Source organism: Streptomyces griseoaurantiacus (assembly GCF_036189845.1).
GTDB lineage: Bacteria > Actinomycetota > Actinomycetes > Streptomycetales > Streptomycetaceae > Streptomyces > Streptomyces griseoaurantiacus.
This window is the reverse complement of record NZ_CP108326.1, coordinates 3,607,435-3,624,857: the sequence shown is the minus strand read 5'-3', so window position 1 is coordinate 3,624,857 and position 17,423 is coordinate 3,607,435. Positions and strand designations below refer to the sequence as shown.

Annotated in this window: 15 protein-coding genes; 4 read left to right on the top strand and 11 right to left on the bottom strand. The window is 72.9% G+C overall.

What is annotated here, in order from left to right:
• The first annotated feature begins 7 nt into the window (after positions 1-7).
• On the top strand, positions 8-727 hold the full coding sequence (locus tag OHB09_RS16180; protein WP_006141358.1) for an ABC transporter permease: 720 nt from the start codon (positions 8-10) through the stop codon (positions 725-727).
• Positions 728-821: 94 nt separating this feature from the next.
• Positions 822-1,058, top strand: coding sequence for an SGM_3592 family protein (locus OHB09_RS16175; RefSeq protein WP_328922155.1), 237 nt, complete (start codon positions 822-824; stop codon positions 1,056-1,058).
• Between the two features lie 394 nt (positions 1,059-1,452).
• On the opposite strand, the gene OHB09_RS16170 is transcribed toward OHB09_RS16175, so the two are convergent.
• From OHB09_RS16170 to OHB09_RS16130, 9 genes are all read right to left on the bottom strand, one after another.
• The gene (locus OHB09_RS16170; RefSeq protein ID WP_093591096.1) at positions 1,453-2,283 is read right to left on the bottom strand and encodes an HAD family hydrolase; all 831 of its coding nucleotides are present in this window, start codon (positions 2,281-2,283) and stop codon (positions 1,453-1,455) included.
• On the bottom strand, positions 2,280-3,557 hold the full coding sequence (serS, locus tag OHB09_RS16165) for a serine--tRNA ligase (protein ID WP_006141361.1): 1,278 nt from the start codon (positions 3,555-3,557) through the stop codon (positions 2,280-2,282). The genes OHB09_RS16170 and serS overlap by 4 nt, the downstream gene beginning before the upstream one ends.
• 615 nt (positions 3,558-4,172) lie before the next feature.
• A complete protein-coding gene (pheA, locus tag OHB09_RS16160; protein WP_006141362.1) occupies positions 4,173-5,105 on the bottom strand; it encodes a prephenate dehydratase in 933 nt (310 codons plus the stop codon).
• A gap of 56 nt (positions 5,106-5,161) precedes the next feature.
• Positions 5,162-6,472 carry an iron uptake transporter deferrochelatase/peroxidase subunit gene (gene efeB, locus OHB09_RS16155; protein ID WP_328922154.1) on the bottom strand — a complete coding sequence of 437 codons (1,311 nt, stop codon included), beginning with the start codon at positions 6,470-6,472 and terminating at the stop codon, positions 5,162-5,164.
• An 8-nt stretch (positions 6,473-6,480) separates the two neighbouring features.
• The gene (locus tag OHB09_RS16150) at positions 6,481-8,643 is read right to left on the bottom strand and encodes a copper resistance CopC/CopD family protein (RefSeq protein WP_328922153.1); all 2,163 of its coding nucleotides are present in this window, start codon (positions 8,641-8,643) and stop codon (positions 6,481-6,483) included.
• A 252-nt stretch (positions 8,644-8,895) separates the two neighbouring features.
• Positions 8,896-9,396, bottom strand: a complete 501-nt coding sequence (locus tag OHB09_RS16145; protein ID WP_191853921.1) for a copper chaperone PCu(A)C — start codon at positions 9,394-9,396, stop codon at positions 8,896-8,898.
• A complete protein-coding gene (locus OHB09_RS16140; protein ID WP_006141366.1) occupies positions 9,393-10,049 on the bottom strand; it encodes an SCO family protein in 657 nt (218 codons plus the stop codon). The genes OHB09_RS16145 and OHB09_RS16140 overlap by 4 nt, the downstream gene beginning before the upstream one ends.
• Positions 10,050-10,143: 94 nt before the next feature.
• Positions 10,144-10,929, bottom strand: coding sequence for a YcnI family copper-binding membrane protein (locus OHB09_RS16135; RefSeq protein WP_328922152.1), 786 nt, complete (start codon positions 10,927-10,929; stop codon positions 10,144-10,146).
• A gap of 200 nt (positions 10,930-11,129) precedes the next feature.
• Positions 11,130-12,065, bottom strand: a complete 936-nt coding sequence (locus OHB09_RS16130; protein WP_093591084.1) for a hypothetical protein — start codon at positions 12,063-12,065, stop codon at positions 11,130-11,132.
• Between the two features lie 194 nt (positions 12,066-12,259).
• On the opposite strand from OHB09_RS16130, the gene OHB09_RS16125 reads away from it, so the two are divergent.
• Positions 12,260-12,715 carry an ATP-binding protein gene (locus tag OHB09_RS16125; RefSeq protein WP_006141369.1) on the top strand — a complete coding sequence of 152 codons (456 nt, stop codon included), beginning with the start codon at positions 12,260-12,262 and terminating at the stop codon, positions 12,713-12,715.
• 198 nt (positions 12,716-12,913) lie between these two features.
• Here OHB09_RS16125 and OHB09_RS16120 read toward each other — a convergent pair whose 3' ends face one another.
• Together OHB09_RS16120 and OHB09_RS16115 are read right to left on the bottom strand one after the other, a co-directional pair.
• Positions 12,914-14,413 carry an aminopeptidase P family protein gene (locus tag OHB09_RS16120; RefSeq protein WP_167793208.1) on the bottom strand — a complete coding sequence of 500 codons (1,500 nt, stop codon included), beginning with the start codon at positions 14,411-14,413 and terminating at the stop codon, positions 12,914-12,916.
• A 151-nt stretch (positions 14,414-14,564) separates the two neighbouring features.
• Positions 14,565-16,100, bottom strand: coding sequence for a PP2C family protein-serine/threonine phosphatase (locus OHB09_RS16115; RefSeq protein ID WP_328922151.1), 1,536 nt, complete (start codon positions 16,098-16,100; stop codon positions 14,565-14,567).
• Between the two features lie 626 nt (positions 16,101-16,726).
• Here OHB09_RS16115 and OHB09_RS16110 point away from each other — a divergent pair.
• Positions 16,727-17,392, top strand: a complete 666-nt coding sequence (locus OHB09_RS16110) for a bifunctional DNA primase/polymerase (RefSeq protein WP_006141372.1) — start codon at positions 16,727-16,729, stop codon at positions 17,390-17,392.
• Positions 17,393-17,423: the final 31 nt, after the last annotated feature.

The following is a 17,423-nucleotide window of genomic DNA, read 5'->3' as shown; positions in this document are numbered from 1 at the left end:
CCGAAAGATGTACGACCCCACAGTCGCCCGGCTCACCTACCGAGCCCTGCTCGGCCGCCGCCGGGCCCTCATCCTGGGCATCCTGCCCGCGCTCCTGATCGTCATCTCGGTCCTGGTACGCGCGCTGAGCGGCACCGACGACCAGACCGCCTCCGACCTGCTCGGCGGGTTCGGGCTCGCCACCATGGTGCCGATCATCGGCGTCATCGCCGGCACCGGCGCGATCGGCCCCGAGATCGACGACGGCTCGGTGGTGTACCTGCTGGCCAAACCCGTCAAGCGGCCGACGATCATCCTGACCAAGCTGTTCGTGGCGATAGCGGTCACCATGGCGTTCTCCGCGCTGCCGATGATGATCTCGGGCCTCATCCTCAACGGCAACGGCCAGCAGGTCGCCGTCGCCTACACCGTGGCCGCGCTCGTCGCCTCCATCGCGTACGCCGCGATGTTCCTGCTGCTCGGCACGGTCAGCCGGCACGCGGTGATCTTCGGCCTGGTCTACGCGCTCGTCTGGGAGGCCCTGTTCGGCTCCCTGGTCTCCGGCGCGCGCACCCTGAGCGTGCAGCAGTGGGCGCTGGCCGTGGCCAAGAAGGTCACCGACAGCGACCTGGTCACCTCGGACGTGAGCCTCACCACCGGCACGGTGCTGCTCGTCGTGGTGACCGTCGCGACCACCTGGTACGCGGGGCAGAAGCTGCGCGCCCTGACGCTCGCCGGGGAGGAGTGAGACTCCGGCCCGGAACGAGGCACTTCTTGACGGAGGCTTCACCCCACCGCGGGCACCATGGCGGAGGGAGAGTCACGCGGGAGAAGGGACGGCGATGACAGCGCACGCACCGCGGGGCGAGGGGGCGGGGGAGCCCGAGGAACCCCGGGACGACCTGGTCCTCGACGAGGACTTCGTCCAGTCGGCCGACGCCAAGGAACCGTCCGCGCGGGCGCGGATGCTGGCGGCCAAGTGGCGCGGACAGGCGCCCGACCCCCAGCCCTGGCGCTCGGACGAGCCACCCGCCGGATGGTTCTTCAGCCGGCGCCGCCGCAAGTGGCCGCGTCGCTAGTCCGGGGGACGAGGGCGTCGGCCCCCGGGCGGCGCCCCGGTCGGTACGGCTTGTCGGCCGGACCACCGCCGTTCCGCGTCGCGGGCGGCGGGTGGTGGTTCGGGCGGATTTATTCGGTGGCGTACGCCCTCGGGGCCCGGCACAGTGAGGTACGACGCCGGTGACACCGGCGCCCCGGTCCGGGAGCGGAGCGCGGTGAGGACCCCTCGGGGGACGCCGCGCTTCCGGCAGGGCGGCGCGCGGCGGGCTCCGGAGCCACTACTCCGTCGAGTTCCCGCGCCGGGCCGCCCGGGGCGGCCGCTTCGAGCGCGCGGCATCTCCGCGCGGGCCGCCCACCCGGAGGACCGATCCCGCCCGTCCGCACCGCCTCGGCGCTGCGGACGGGCGGACCCGGTCACGGCTTCGACAGCAGGCGTTCCAGGACGACCGCGATGCCGTCCTCGTCGTTCGACGCGGTCACCTCGTCGGCGACCGCCTTGAGGTCCGCATGGGCATTGGCCATGGCCACGCCCCGCCCCGACCAGGCGAACATGGGGAGATCATTCGGCATGTCCCCGAAGGCGATCGTCTCCGCCGCCTTCACGCCCAGCCTGCGGGCCGCGAGGGAGAGCCCCGTGGCCTTGGACAACCCCAGGGGGAGCAGTTCCACGATCCCGGCGCCCGCCATGGTGACGGTGACGAAACCGCCGGCGGCACGCGTGGCGGCCTCGGCGAGTTCGTCGTCGGACAGCGTCGGGTGCTGGATGTAGATCTTGTTCAGCGGAGCCGCCCACAGGTCCCCGGCGTCCGTGAACGGCACCGCGGGCAGCCGGCCCGTGAGTGCGTAGCCGGGGCCGGCCAGGACCTCGCCGTCGAGGCCGTCCCGGCTCGCCGCGAGGTGCAGCGGGCCGACCTCCGCCTCGATCTTGGCGAGCGCCACGCCGGCGAGCTGACGGTCGAGGGTCACCGAGGTCAGCAGCCGGCGCGCCCCGGCGTCGTACACCTGGGCGCCCTGGCCGCAGACGGCGAGGCCCTCGTAGCCCAGCTCCTCGAGTATGTGCCGGGTCCACGGGACCGCGCGCCCGGTGACGACCAGGTGCGCGGCGCCCTGTGCCGTCGCGGCGGCGAGCGCGTCCCGGGTGCGCTCCGAGACGGTGTCGTCGGAGCGCAGCAGCGTGCCGTCGAGGTCGGTCGCGACCAGCCGGTACGGGAACCCCTGTCCGGGATCGGAGCCGGGGGTCGTCACTTGGCCACCGGCTCCAGCACCTCACGCCCGCCCAGGTAGGGCCGCAGCACCTCGGGCACGCGCACCGAACCGTCGGCGAGCTGGTGGTTCTCCAGCAGGGCCACGATGGTCCGCGGCACGGCGCACAGCGTGCCGTTCAGCGTGGACAGCGGCTGCACCTTCTTGCCGTCCCGCATGCGCACCGAGAGCCGACGCGCCTGGAAGCCGTCGCAGTTGGAGGCGGAGGTCAGCTCGCGGTACTTGCCCTGGGTGGGGATCCACGCCTCGCAGTCGAACTTGCGGGAGGCGGAGGCGCCCAGGTCGCCGGTGGCCACGTCGATCACCTGGAAGGGCAGCTCCAGGGAGGTCAGCCACTGCTTCTCCCAGTCCAGCAGCCGCCGGTGCTCGTTCTCGGCCTCCGAGGGGTCGACGAAGGTGAACATCTCCACCTTGTCGAACTGGTGCACGCGGAAGATGCCGCGGGTGTCCTTGCCGTACGTGCCGGCCTCGCGGCGGAAGCACGGGGAGAAGCCGGCGTAGCGCAGCGGCAGCTTCTCGGCGTCGATGATCTCGTCCATGTGGTACGCCGCGAGGGGCACCTCGGACGTGCCGACCAGGTAGAGGTCGTCCTTCTCCAGGTGGTAGACGTTCTCGGCGGCCTGACCGAGGAAGCCGGTGCCCTCCATGGCCTGCGGGCGGACCAGCGCGGGCGTCAGCATCGGCGTGAAGCCGGCTTCGGTGGCCTGTGCGATCGCCGCGTTGACCAGGGCGAGCTCCAGCAGGGCGCCGACGCCCGTCAGGTAGTAGAAGCGCGAGCCGGACACCTTGGCGGCGCGCTCGACGTCCATCGCGCCGAGCGCCTGGCCGAGCTCCAGGTGGTCCTTGGGCTCGAAGCCCTCGGCGCCGAAGTCGCGGACGGTGCCGTGCGTCTCCAGGACGACGAAGTCCTCCTCGCCGCCCACCGGGACGTCGGGGTGGACCAGGTTGCCGAGCTGGAGCAGCAGGCGGCGGGTCTCGTCCTCGGCCTCGTGCTGCTCGGCGTCGGCGGCCTTGACGTCGGACTTGAGCTGCTCCGCCTTCCTCAGCAGCTCGGCCTTCTCCTCGGGGGAGGCCTTGGGGATCAGCTTGCCGAGCGACTTCTGCTCGGATCGGAGCTCGTCGAATCGGAGGCCGGACGACCTGCGCCGTTCGTCGGCGGAGAGAAGGGCGTCGACGAGGCCGACGTCCTCACCACGGGCGCGCTGGGAGGCGCGGACACGGTCGGGGTCCTCACGGAGCTGGCGAAGGTCAATCACCCTGCAAGGCTACCGGTGCCGGGTTCCGCCTCACGACTCCGATTCCCTGGAAAGAGGCAGCCGGTGGGCGGAGGGTTGACTCGACTCCCTTGTGAGGGCGGGGATTTGGGTTTCCGTTGTCCACAGGTATCCACACCGTGGGTGAAGTTATCCACAGGCTGTGCGGGAGATCTGTGGATATAGATCGTGATCATTCCGCGGGACGGAGCCGAGGGGAAGGATCTCCGGCCGAAACCCGTATCAGTCACCCTTTCGAGTGGAAAAGGGTCACGCTCGGTCGTCCCGGGTCGCTCCGAAGTGTTGATCGTGAGAAACGAGTGGACGAACGGGACGCGACGGCCGAATGGACGTATCGAAGATCACTACAGTGATTTGTCGACTCGAACCCGGGTCGCTGTCGACTTGTCCCCAGGCTGGAGCGGTGGCCTGTGGATAACTTTTGTGGATGCTGAAAATCCGCAGGTAGCACCGGAGCGCGAAAGGACCCGGAGGGTGCGAAAGGACCGGAGCGCTCGAGGAGACCGGAGCGCTCGAGGAGACTGGAGCGCTCGAGGAGACTGGAGCGCCTAGGAGGCCGGAGCCACAGCCCCGGTCGCCCTCCCCCGGCCGTGCGGCTCAGAACCGGCCGTCCTGGCAGCGCGCGACCCAGTCCGCGGCCGAGACGAACTCCTCGTCCGACGTCCCCGGCGGTAGCGGTCGCACGTCCTCCGCCCGGACCTGTGCCCTCGGGTACGACCCCAGGTAGCGGACCTTCAGGCAGGACCGTCGCAGCCCCATGAGCGTCTCCGCCACCCGCCGGTCGGAGATGTGGCCCTCCGCGTCGATGGCGAAGCAGTAGTTGCCGATGCCTTCGCCGGTGGGCCGGGACTGCAGCAGCATCAGGTTCACGCCCCGGACGGCGAACTCCCCCAGCAGGTCCCGCAGCGTCCCGGGATGGTCGTCGCGCTGCCAGACCACCACCGACGTCTTGTCCGCGCCGGTCGGCGCCGCCGGCCGGGCCGGGCGGCCCACCAGGACGAAGCGGGTCTGCGCGTTCTCCGCGTCGTGGATGTTGGTCTCCAGCGCCTCGAGACCGTAGCGGGCCGCCGCGAACTCGCCCGCGAACGCCGCGTCGTACCGCCCTTCCTGGACCAGGCGGGCACCGTCCGCGTTCGAGGCCGAGGACTCCCAGACGGCGTCGGGGAGGTGGTTCTTCAGCCAGTTGCGTACCTGGGGCTGGGCGGCGGGGTGCGCGGTGACCGTCTTGATGTCGGACAGTGCGGTGCCGGGCCGGACCAGCAGGGCGAAGGTGATCGACAGCAGCACCTCGCGGTAGATCATCAGCGGCTCGCCCGCGACCAGTTCGTCGAGGGTGGTGGTGATGCCGCCCTCCACGGAGTTCTCGATCGGTACGAAGGCCGCCTCTGCCTCGCCGCTGCGGACGGCGTCCAGGGCGGCCGGGACCGAGACCATGGGGACGAGTTCCCGGGTCGCCGATTCGGGCAGCGTACGCAGGGCGACCTCGGTGAAGGTGCCCTCGGGACCGAGATAGGCATAGCTGGCTGACATGGGCTCACCCTAGTCCGCCCGCGAGGGCCCATGCGCCGCCCGCGTAACCGGCCGTGCTAGGCCTCCAGCAACCGTTGCCCGACGTACTCCCCTTCCACCGCTCCGCCCGGAACGGCGAACAGACCACTGGCCTCGTGGCGGATGTACCGCGACAGCGCGTCTCCCCGGTCGAGCTTGCGCTGCACGGGGACGAAACCGCGCAGCGGATCTGCCTGCCAGGCGATGAACAGCAGCCCGGCGTCCGGCGTCCCGTCCTCGTCGATGCCGTCGTGGAAGGAGAACGGACGGCGCAGCATGGCCGCGCCGCCGTTCTGGTCGGGCCGCGTGATGCGGGCGTGTGCGTTGAGGGGGACGACGAGGTTGCCCCCGGAGTCGGTCTTCTCCAGGTCCATCGCGGAGGTCTCGCCGCCACCGGTCAGCGGTGCCCCATCGGCTTTGCGGCGGCCGATGACGTGCTCCTGGTCGTGGGTGGACAGCTTCTCCCAGTCGTCCAGCAGCATGCGGATCCGGCGTACGACGGCGTACGAGCCGTTCGCCATCCATGCCGGTTCGCCGGAGGCGGGCACGAAGATCCGCTTGTCGAAGTCGTCCTCCGAGGGCTTCGGATTGCGCGTGCCGTCGACCTGCCCCATGAGATTGCGTGCCGTGCGAGGGCGGGAGGTGGCGCCCGGCGTGCGGTTGAAGCCGTTCATCTGCCAGCGCACGCGGGCGGCGGACCCTGCCTCCTTCTGCAGCGCACGGAGGGCATGGAAGGCGACGAGGGCGTCATTGGCGCCGATCTGCACCCACAGATCGCCGTCGCTGCGCCGTTTGTCGAGATGGTCCGAGGAGAAGTCGGGCAGCGGGTCCAGGGCGGTCGGGCGCTGCTTCTCCAGCCCCGTACGGGCGAAGAAGCTGTGGCCGAAGCCGAAGGTGACGGTCAGGGAGGAGGGGCCGGCGTCCCGTGCGATGTCGGTGTCCCCGTGCGAGGCCGGCTCGCCCGCCATGAGCCGCTGGGCCGTGTCGGACCAACGGCGCAGCAGAGCGGCGGCCTCCTTGCGCCCGGCGCCGGCCGCGAGATCGAAGGCGAGGAGATGACCACGGGCCTGGAGGGGGGTGGTGATCCCCGGCTGGTGTTTCACGTGAAACATCGCGCGGTCGGCTCCGAGCGAGGTCAGCGGGGTGGCGGCGGCGGGGGCCGCGGTGTACCCGGCGGCGGCCCCCGCCCCGCCGAGCACCAGTCCGGTCGCCCCGGCGGTGCCGAGCAGCCGACGCCGCGAGAGCCCGCGCGGGGGCGCGGACGCGGGCTCGGATGCGGCTCCGGACGTGGCTCCGGACGCGGAGGCGGACGTGGAGGCAGTGCTGGGGGGTGTCTGCTGGTCGGTCATGGGGGCGGTCAGCCGATCTTCGTGTTCTTGTCGACGGTCACCTGGTCGATGTCGGAGGTCCGCACGGTCACGGAGACCGTCCAGTCGCCCGCCATGGGGATCTGCACATCGCTCGCCGCCCAGTGCCCGGTGGCCACGCGGTCCGGCTCGACCGGCAGCGGGCCGATCTTCTGCGCGGCGAGGGTGAAGGCGAGCTTCACCTCGGGGACGTCGAACGCCCTGCCGTTGGCGCGGCTCACATAGACGTGCAGCGTGTTGCCACCGACCCGTGCGGGCGAAAGGGTCACCCGGGCGGTGCCCTTGCCGTCCTCGCCGCCGGTGTCGAAGGGGAGCTTCAGGGAGAGGGTTCCGGAACTGCGGGTCCCGGTGGACGAGGAGGAGGACGAGGACGACGCCGCCTTCGCGGCCTTCGCCTCCTCCTCCGTGCGCCCCGGTTCGGTGGAGGTCAGCGCGGTGGTGACGGCGAGGAGCACCACGGCGACACCCGCCTCGGCGAGCACGGACCGGCGCAGCCCGGACCGGAACGGGTCCGCCTCGCGTACCCGCTTGGCCCGCGCGGCGGCCGTCGCCGCGCGCTGCCGGGCGAGCTGGGCGGCCCGCTTCGGGTCACCGGAGCCGGCGGCCCCCTTGGCCGACGTGTTCCTGCCGCTGCCGGCGGCTCCCTTGGTCGAGGCCCCCTTGCCGCTGCCGGCGGTCTCCTCGGCCGAGGCACCACCCTTGCCGCTGCCGGCCTCGGTGGACACCTCGGTGTCCGACGTGTCCGATGTGTCCGAGGCGGGCCCGTCCGAGGGGGAGGCCGCGGCCGTGACCGAGGACGCGGTCGCCGTCACCGTCTGCTTCTTGGCCTTCGTCCTCGTCCTGACGACGGGTGCGTCCGCGAGATGGCCCGTCCAGCGGCGGGAGACCCGGGCGATGCCGATGAGGACGGCCACCAGGGCGATCTTCGCCAGCAGCAGCTGCCCGTAGGTGGTGCCGGTGAGCGCGGACCAGGAGCCGACCTGGCGCCACGACTGGTACAGCCCGGTCGCGGCCAGCGCCACCACGCTGCCGAAGGCGATCCCCGAGAACCGCCGCACGGCCGCCGCCTCGATCGACGGAGCCCGGTACAGCGCGGTCAGCAGAGCCGCGAGACCGCCGAGCCAGACGGCGACGGCCAGCAGGTGGAGGATGTCGACGGGCATGGCGATCCCGGTCTGGATGCCCGTCGAGGCGTGCTCGGCCATCGCCCAGGTCGCCGCGAGTCCGGCCGCGATGACGCCGCCGCCGATCGCCAGCCCGAACGTGAGGTCCCGCCGCTCGGCGGCCCGGTCGGCCGCGTCCTCGGCATCCTGGGCGCTCCCGGCGCCCCGGCTCCCGTCCTCGGAGGCGCCGTCCCGCTCATGACCCTCGTCTTCTTCGTCCCCTCGCGCGTACGCGCCGAACAGCACGGCGACGAACAGCGCGGCGGCCGCGAGCAGCAGCAGCCGGGAGAGGAGCGCCGCGCCCGTCTTGCTCTGGAGCACCGGCCCCAGCAGGGACAGGTCGAAGATGTCGGCGACCTTCCCCGAGCCCGTGTAGGAACCGCGCAGAAGCAGCAGCGCCAGCGTCGCCCCGGTGAGGGCGATCCACCCCGAGACCACGAACCGCTGCATCGTGCGCTCGCCGGCCCCGCGCTGCCAGCAGGCGAGCACGAAGGCCGCGCCGCCGACCAGCACCACGAAGCCCGCGTACGACACGTACCGGGCGACGTCGTAGAGCACGCCCACGACCCCGCCGCCCACGGTCCGGTCGGAGACGGAGACGCTGGTCGCGGAGGGGGCGCCGATGGAGAAGGTGAAGCCGCCGGCGACGGGGTGGCTGTCGGCCGAGATCACCTGGAAGGTCACGGTGTAGGTGCCGTCCGGCAGCCCGCCGCGCAGCGGGACGCCGTAGGTGCCGCCGTCGAGGTTGGCGGGTTTGCCGCTGTCGACCCGCTTGCCGGCCGGGTTCAGCACCCGGAAGGAGCCGGAGGAGACGCTCACCTTTTCGGAGAAGGTGAGCGTGACCTCGGTCGGCGCCTTGTCGACCACCGACCCCTGCGCGGGGGAGCTGCCGGTGAGCGCGGCGTGGGCGGAGGCGGGGGCCGCGCCGCCGAGCAGCAGCCCGGCCGAGGCGAGCAGCAGCGCGCACAGCGGGAGCAGCGCCCGCAGCACCGCACTCCGGGCGGTCCGCGGCCCGGGCGGGCGCGTCACCGTCCGGCCGACCGGCGCGCGGGTGATCGTCCGTGAGCCCGACGTCCGGGCGGCCCGGAGACCCGGCACGCGAGCCGCCCTCCGCAGGACGGGCCGCTCCCCGGGCTCGGCCCAGGGCTTCCGCCCCGCACCCGGCCGTGGTCCCGTTCCGCGGACCGCCGGTGCCCGTTCCGCGCCGGAGGCGGTGGTCTGTGTCACGGTGCTGCTCTCCCCTCAGTGCCCGGTCTTCGGGACGTACGTCGCCGACTTCACCGGGATCTCCACCTCGACCGTGCCGGACCTGGCGAAGTGGAGGTCCACCGCCACCTTGTCGCCCTCCTTCGGCCTGTGGTCGAGTTTTTCGAACATGAGATGGTTCCCGCCGCTGGCGAAGGCGAGCCGGCCGTCGGCCGGCACCGCGAAGGAGTCCTCCTCGACCATGGCGCCGTCCTTGGTCTCGTGCATGGTCACGTCCGCCGCCGCGTCGCTCGACACGGAGGTCAGCGTGTCGGCACCGCCGGAATTGGTGACGGTGAAGAAGCCCGTCGCCATGTCGCCGCTGAGGGGCGCGGGCATGTAGGCGCCGCTGACCTTCAGCTCGGGTTTCGCGGAGGCCGAGGGGCCGGAGTCCTCGGACCCGCCGCAGCCGGTCAGTGCCAGCGCCGTCACGGCGGCGCCGGCCACCGCCGCGAGGGACCGGCGGGAGGGACGGGAGGGACGGAACCGGCGGGTCACGGCTTCCGCCCGTCGATGATCCTGGGCAGGTCCTTGGTGTAGTCGTCGACCGTGGCGTCCTGGCTGTAGAGCAGGTAGCCCTTGTCGGTGCTGGGCGAGAACGCGATGACCTGGGTGCCGTGCGTGGACACGACCTTCCCGTTCTTGTCCTTCGTCGTCGGCTCGATGCTGATGCCGAGGCTGCGCGCGGCGGCCTGGGTCTTGGCGAAGCCGCCGGTCAGACCGACGATGTCGGGGTCGATGCCCTTGAGCCACTTGCCGAGTTCGGCGGGGGTGTCGCGCTTGGGGTCGGTCGTCACGAAGACGACGCGGAGCTTGTCCTGCTCCGCGCGGGGGAGCTGCTTCTTGGCCACCGCGATGTTGTTCATCGTCAGGGGGCAGACGTCGGGGCAGTGCGTGTAACCGAAGTAGACGAGCGTGGGCCGCTTCTCGGTCTCGGCACGCAGGTCGTACTTCTTGCCGTGGGTGTCGGTGAGGACGAGGTCCGGCTTCTCGAAGGGCTGGTCGAGCACGGTGACGGCGCCCTTGGAGGAGGCGTCCTCGGAGACGACGGCGACGGGATCGCTCGCGTCGTCGGAGCCGCAGGCGGTCAGGGTGAGAGCGGCGGCGGCCAGGAGGGCCGCCGCGGTGGCGGTGTACTTGGTGCGCTTCACAGGTGTTTCCCAGGGTGAGTTGCTCCGGCGCGGAGCCGGGGCGGCACGGTGGTGCGGCCCCGGCCCCGCGCCGATGGCGGGTTGCTCGTGGCGGTCAGGCCCCGGCGCCGCTCCGGCGACGCCCGGCCAGCACGCCGTACGCGACGCCGGCGGCGCCGACGACGATGCCGACGACGCCGAGTACGCGTGCGGTGGTGTCACTGCTGTCGGTGGACTCCGCGGCGGTGCTCTTGGCGTCCTTCGCGTCCTCGGCGGACGAGTCGGCGGCCGAGGCGCCCTTCGCGGTGGAGCCGTGGCTCCCCTCGGCGGCGTCGGACAGGGTGAGGGAGGGGGCCGGGTTCTGCGGCTCCTCCTGGCCCTCCTTCTGGACCTCGATCCAGCGGACGACCTCCTTGTTCGAGTACGTCTGCAGGGCCTTGAAGACCAGCTGGTCCGTGTCCTCCGGGAGCTGACCGACCGAGAGCGGGAACTTCTGGAAGTAGCCCGGCCGGATGCCCTTGCCGGTGGCGGTCCAGGTGACCTTGGAGACGGCCTCGTCGATCTTCTGGCCGTGCGAGGTGATCGGCTTGGCGAGCTTGGACGTGGTGACCTTCACGTCCCAGCCGTCGACCGGCTGCGGCATGACCGAGGCGAGCGGGTGGTCGGCGGGCAGGCTGACCTCGAGCTTGGTGGTCGAGGCGTCGTCGCGCTCGTTGGGGACCTTGAAGTCGACGACGGCGTACCCGCCCTTGGCCGCCTCGCCCTCGGGCTGCACGGTGACGTGCGCGAACGCGGGCGTGGACACGGCGAGGACGACCAGCGCGGCGGCGGCGCCCGCGGCGGCGACACGGGGCAGCTTCGAGGACGTGCGGGTGGCCGTGGCGGCCTGGGTGACCTTCATGTATGCAGCACTCCACTGGAGACGGATCCCGCCGACGCGGAACCCGGATCGGGAATCGAAGAGGGGGCGTGCGCCGCTGGAGCGCGCGCACGCGTACCGCGCGACGGCGGCGGCCCCTCCCCTCCCCGTCGGCCCGTCCCCCCGGTCCTTGCGGAGCGGTGGGTGGTGGGCGGAAACGGAAGGTGTGGGTGCGCCCCGCGTCAGGCGGCGAGGACGAGTACGCCCGTGGCCGGCGGGCCGCGCCGGATCACCGAGTGCTGCAGCAGCGCCGTGCGCGGCGCCGAGGGGACGGTCAGGTCGCCGCACGGGACGACCGGTCCCCGCCCGGGTGCCCCGGGGAGTCCCGCGAGGAGTGCGCGGACGTACGCCAGGGCGGTGCGCAGGGCACGGCCCGGCGCGCCCCCGGCCACCCCGTACGCCGACAGCCGCATCAGCCGCAGCAGCGCGAGGTCGCCCCGGCGCAGCACCCAGCCGGCCACGACGGCGGCGAGGACATGGCCGAGCAGCATGGGCAGCGAGGGCAGGATGCCGAACAGGGGGGAGGAACAGCCGGCGGTGGCCGTGGCGAGCGCGTCGGCCGGATGGTGCGCCGAGCCGGTCGTCGTGGTGTCGATCCGCGCGGCGGTGAGCAGGCGGTGCGCCTCGGCCGGGGTGATCGAGGCGGTGCTGCCGCCGCACAGGAGCCGGGCGGCGCGTGCCACGAGGTCGGCGTCGGCGGCGGAGGCGCCGTGCGCCAGGGTGCCGGAGACCGTGCCCGGCGCCCCGGCCGCCGGGCCGTGCCCGCCCAGCATCCCCGCCATGCCGTTCATGCCGTTCATACCGGCCATGCCGCGCATGCCGGCCATGGCGGTACCGGTGCCGTGCCCGCCGAGTCCGAACAGCGTGTGCAGCGCCGCCTGGCCGACCGCGAGAAGTGCGGCGATACCGGGCAGCGACCGCTCGCGCCCGGCCAGCGGCAGGGCGAGGGCGAAGACGGCCAGGAATCCGGCGCCCAGCGTCCACGGCGGGACCGGGGCGCGGGAGGCGAGCCCGTGCCCCACGGCGGCCAGCACGACACAGACCGCGGTGAACACCGCGGCCCGCAGGATCCGGAGGTCCGCTCCGGAGCGCGTCGTGCGCCGAGAGGGGGCAGTCATGGCGGGCTCATCATCGCACTGGGCCCACGGGCCCCACGCGGCAGGTCCACAAGGTGAGGTATGTACCGTCCGTGAGCGCGCCCGGCCCGGCCGAACACCGCCGCCCGGGCGACGGGCGGGTGATCCGGCGATTGCGCACGGGTACTCGTGGCAATACGTAACGGTACGTCGAGCCGCGGCCGGGAGGCTGGAGCATGAGCATCTGGTGGTCACTGCATCTGCGGCGCGAGGCCGCGAGCGTGCCGCTGGCCCGGCGGCTGCTGGTCGGCGCGATGGAGACCGCGGGGGTCGACCCCGACGTCTCCTACGACCTGTCCGTGGCACTCAGCGAGGCCTGCGCGAACGCGGTCGAGCACGGCGGCGACCGGGGGCGGGGCCGGGGCTGCGGGGAGTATCGGGTGACCGCCTACCTGGACGGCCGGACGTGCCGCATCGAGGTGGCCGACTCGGGTCCGGGGTTCTCGGCGGGCCGGGCGCGCCCTCCGGTGCGGGTGGCCCGCGCGGACGCGGAGAGCGGCCGGGGGCTCGGTCTCATCCAGCAGCTCGCCGATCATGTGCACATCGGCAACAAGCCGGGGCACGGCGGTGCCGTCGTGAGCTTCGACAAGATCCTCAAGTGGCGCGAGGACGCGCCCCTGGCCATGGCCTGAACACCACCGCGCCGAGGAACGCCCGCGCCGCCCAACGCCGTGCGACGAACGCCGTGCGACGAACGCCGTGCGACGAAGGACCGAGCCGCCCGGGGACCGCGGCGGCCCGGGGGACCGCGGCGGCCCGGGGACCGCGGCGGCCCGGGGACCGCGGCGGCCCGGGGACCGTGCCGGGCCCCGGGCGGCCGGTGGTGCGCCTCAGGCGCGGCGGAGGGACTCCATCCACGCCTCGACCTCGTCGGAGCGGCGCGGCAGCGCGGCCGACAGGTTCCGGTTGCCGTCCTCGGTCACCAGGATGTCGTCCTCGATCCGCACGCCGATGCCCCGGTACTCCTCCGGCACGGTCAGGTCGTCGGCCTGGAAGTACAGACCCGGCTCGACGGTGAGGACCATCCCGGGCTCCAGCACGCCGTCCACGTACGTCTCCACCCGCGCCGACGCGCAGTCGTGGACGTCCATGCCGAGCATGTGGCCGGTGCCGTGCAGGGTCCAGCGGCGCTGCAGCCCCAGTTCGAGGACCCGCTCGACGGGCCCTTCGACCAGACCCCACTCCACCAGCCGCTCGGTGAGCACGCGCTGGGCGGCGTCGTGGAAGTCGCGGTGCTTGGCGCCCGGCCGGACCGCCTCGATGCCGGCCTGCTGGGCCTCGTACACCGCGTCGTAGATCTTGCGCTGGATGTCGCTGAAGCGGCCGTCGACCGGGAGGGTGCGGGTGACGTCGGCGGTGTAGTACGTGCGCGTCTCGACACCCGCGTCGAGCAGCAGCAGGTCGCCCGCGCGGACCGGGCCGTCGTTGCGCACCCAGTGCAGGGTGCAGGCGTGCGGGCCGGAGGCGGCGATGGTGCCGTAGCCGACGTCGTTGCCCTCCACGCGGGCCCGCAGGAAGAAGGTTCCCTCGATGTAGCGCTCGCTGGTGGCCTGCGCCTTGTCGAGGACCTTCACCACGTCCTCGAAGCCGCGCACGGTGGAGTCGACGGCCTTCTGCAGCTCGGCGATCTCGAAGTCGTCCTTGACCAGCCGGGCCTCGGAGAGGAAGACCTTGAGTTCCTCGTCCCGCTCGGCGGTGACCTTGTCGGTGAGGGCGGCCTCGATGCCGGCGTCGTAGCCGCGCACGACGCGGACCGGGCCGCGGGCCTCGCGCAGCGCGCCGGTCAGCTCGCGGACGTCGGAGACGGGGAGGCCGTACAGCTTCTCGGACTCGGTGAGGGAGTGGCGGCGGCCGACCCACAGCTCGCCCTGGCCGGAGAGCCAGAACTCGCCGTTCTCGCGGTCGGAGCGCGGCAGCAGGTAGAGCGTCTCCCTGTGGCCCTCGGCCGTGGGCTCCATGACGAGGACGCCGTCCTCGGTCTGGTTGCCGGTGAGGTAGGCGTACTCGACCGAGGCGCGGAAGGGGTAGTCCGTGTCGTTCGACCGCGTCTTCAGGTTGCCCGCGGGGATCACGAGGCGCTCGCCGGGGAAGCGCGCGGAGAGCGCGGCACGGCGGGCGGCGGTCTCGGCGGCCTGCGGGACCGGTGCGAGATCGCGCAGTTCGGTGTCGGCCCACCCGGACTTCATGTTCTCGGCGAGTTCCTCGGACACGCCCGGGTACAGGCTGTTCTTGCGCTGCTTGATGGGCTCCTCGGACTCGGCTGCCTCAGCCTCGTCCGCCACGGTCTCCGGGGTCGCCGGAATCTCCGAGAGCTCGTCCGCCACGGTCATTCCTCCTAGGTACGGCACTGGGCCGTATCCATCGTACGGTCGTACCGCCCGGCCGTTCCGGGGCGCGTGGACGTACGGCCGCTACGACCGGGGGCGTACCGGCCTCTCACGCACGCGACCGCTCCCGGGGGCCGGCCGGCCCCCTCGCGCCTTACTCGAAGCGTGCCGCCAGCAGCACCACGTCCTCCGCGCCGCCCGTCGCGTCCAGGCCGTCCGGCAGCACGGTGCGCAGCACGTGGTCCGCGACCGCCGCCGCGTCGGCGCGCATCGCCCGGGGGACGCTCGCGGCCGCCGCGTGCAGCCGGGAGAAGGCGCGGTCCATGGGGTCGCCCGTGCGCTGCAGCAGCCCGTCGGTGTACAGCAGAACCGTCTCTCCCGGTTCGGCCGTCAGCTCCACGCTCGGCGCCTCCCAGCAGGACAGCATCCCGAGGGGCGCCGACAGGGAGGTCTCGACGTACTCCGTGCGCCGTTCGCCGAGGACCAGCGGGGGGCTGTGTCCCGCTCCGGCCAGGGTGATCCGGCGCAGCGCGGGCTCGCAGTAGGCGAACAGGGCGGTGGCCGAGCGGGCCGGTTCGGTCAGCCGCAGCAGCAGTTCCAGGTCGGACAGGACGGCGACCGGATCCTCGCCCTCCATCACGGCGTACGCCCGCATGCTGGCGCGCAGCCTGCCCATGGCCGCGACCGCGCAGGGACCGGACCCGGTGACGGAGCCGACCGCGAGGCCGAGGGCCGCGTCCGGCAGCGGCAGCGCGTCGAACCAGTCGCCGCCGCCGCGCGGCCCGCTGCGGCGGCGGGCGGCGAGCTGCACACCCGGGATCCGGGGGAGCCGGGAGGGCAGCAGCTCCTCGGAGAGGGTCGCCATGCGCCCGCGGGTGCGTTCGGTCTCGACGAGCCGGGCGAGGTGCTCGGTCGCGCAGCGGACGTAGAGCCCGGCGAGGTGGCGCATCCGGGCGGTCGGCTCGGCGGGTTCGTCGTAGAGCCAGACCGCGGCGCCGAGCCGGCCTGCCGCCTCGCCGGCCAGCGGCAGGGCGTAACTGGCGGCGTAACCGAGGCGCGCGGCCACCTCCCGGTGGCGGGGGTCGAGCCCGTCCTCGGCGAACAGGTCGGGCTGGGCGATCTCCCCCTCGCCGCCCGGCAGCCCGTCCAGGATCCTCCCGTACGCCGTCGAGTCGCGCGGCACGGTCTCGATGTGGCCGAGGTCCGCGCGGCCGAGGCCGAGGCCGAGGGTGGTGTCGGGGCCCAGTCCGTCGCGGGGCTCCAGGACGACGAGGCCGCGGCGGGCGCCCACGAGGGCGGACCCGGCGCGCAGCAGTTCCTCCAGGGCGCCGGCGAGCGAGTCGGTGCGGATCAGGCGCTCGGTGAGTTCGTGGAGGGTGGTGAGGTCGGAGACCCAGCCGGCGAGGCGGTCCTGGAGGAGGGCGCCGGGTCCGGTGGTGTGGGAAGTGGCCGAAGAGGTACCCGTGGTGTTCGGCGAGGGGCCCGTGGGCGGGGCGGCCGAGGCGACAGTGTGAGCGGGAGCCGGAACCGTGGAATCGATTCCGGCCACTTTCGGGAGGTGAGGGACGGTCATGGCGTCCGGCTTTCCGACTGGTGCGTTCTGCACGAAAGCATCGCAAACCCCCATGTCATTCTGCGTCGCAGGCAGTGTCTCCACATGTACACGCACTCGTGAGGGGATGTCCAGCATTGTCCTGCTGGGATTCCTGGTGTCCGTGGGACGGGCGGTGCGACTGGCCTCGGGATCCTTCGGACGATCCGCGGAGTCGCTTGCGGGAAAACGAAGTTGGCTTGAAACTGACTCGGGCAAGGGCGTATTGCGGTCGACTGGCCTCGTTCGACGGAGCGTCACAGCGGTCGGGGTGGGTACGTACCCGGTGAGGCCCAGGGAGCGGCGAAGAGCCGCCCGGAACCTGGTGGCCGACCCGGGCGTCCTATTCACCGACGACCGAGCCCCATCCTCCCGTGGCGGAGGCGGCGAGCAACAGCGTGACGGCAATTAGCCAGGCGTCGCCACCCCCGCGCCATGCCCGTGCTTTCGACAGACGCAGTATGGACGACCGCGGACCTCAGGGATCCCACGGATCCCTCGGATCTCGCGGACCCGGCGGATTTCGCGGGGCCTCGCGGATCGATCCGTGCCCAGGGTCCGCGGACCCGGCCCGGCTCGGCCCCGACGGTTCGTCCCCGCCCACGACGGGGGCGTGATGCTCCAGCAGGTACGCACAGCGCAGTGATCGACACATGTGGTGAACGACCATGTGGTGAATGCAGCCCTCGGTGTTGCCGGCGTGCAACGGAAAGGAACGAGCGCTCATGCGCGGGATTCCCGGAAGGCTACGCAGGTTCCTGTCCAGGTCGAACGACGGGGAGCCTGAGGTGTTCGGTGCGGCCCTGACCTTCGCCACCCAGTGGCAGTGGCCCGTTCTCCCGGGTGTGGCCCCCGACCCCCAGGGGCGCGCCCGCTGCGGCTGCCCCGACCCGGACTGCACGGTGCCGGGCGCTCATCCCTTCGACCCGGGGCTGCTCGCGGCCACCACCGACGCGCGCATGGTGCGCTGGTGGTGGACCAACCGGCCGAGCGCGCCCATCGTGCTCGCCACCGGCGGCCGCGCCCCCTGCGCGGTGAGTCTGCCCGCCCCCGCGGCGGCCCGTGCCCTGGCCACCCTTGACCGCAAGGGCATCAGGCTCGGCCCGGTCGTCGCCGCCCCGCACCGCTGGGCGATCCTCGTGGCCCCCTACTCCCTGGAGCAGCTCGGCGAACTGCTCCACGCCCAGGACTTCGTCCCCGGCTCGCTCCGCTTCCACGGCGAGGGCGGCTACCTCGCCCTGCCGCCCTCCACGACCGGGCACGGGCAGGTGCGCTGGGAACGGGCACCGCTGCCCGGCTCGGCGGCGCCCTGGGTGCCCGACGTGGAGGCCGTGGCGGACGCCACCGTCGAGGCCCTCACTCGTACGGGTGTGAGCGCGCCCGAGTTCTAGGGGTGTCGTGCGCGCGGCGGCCCGAACGGCC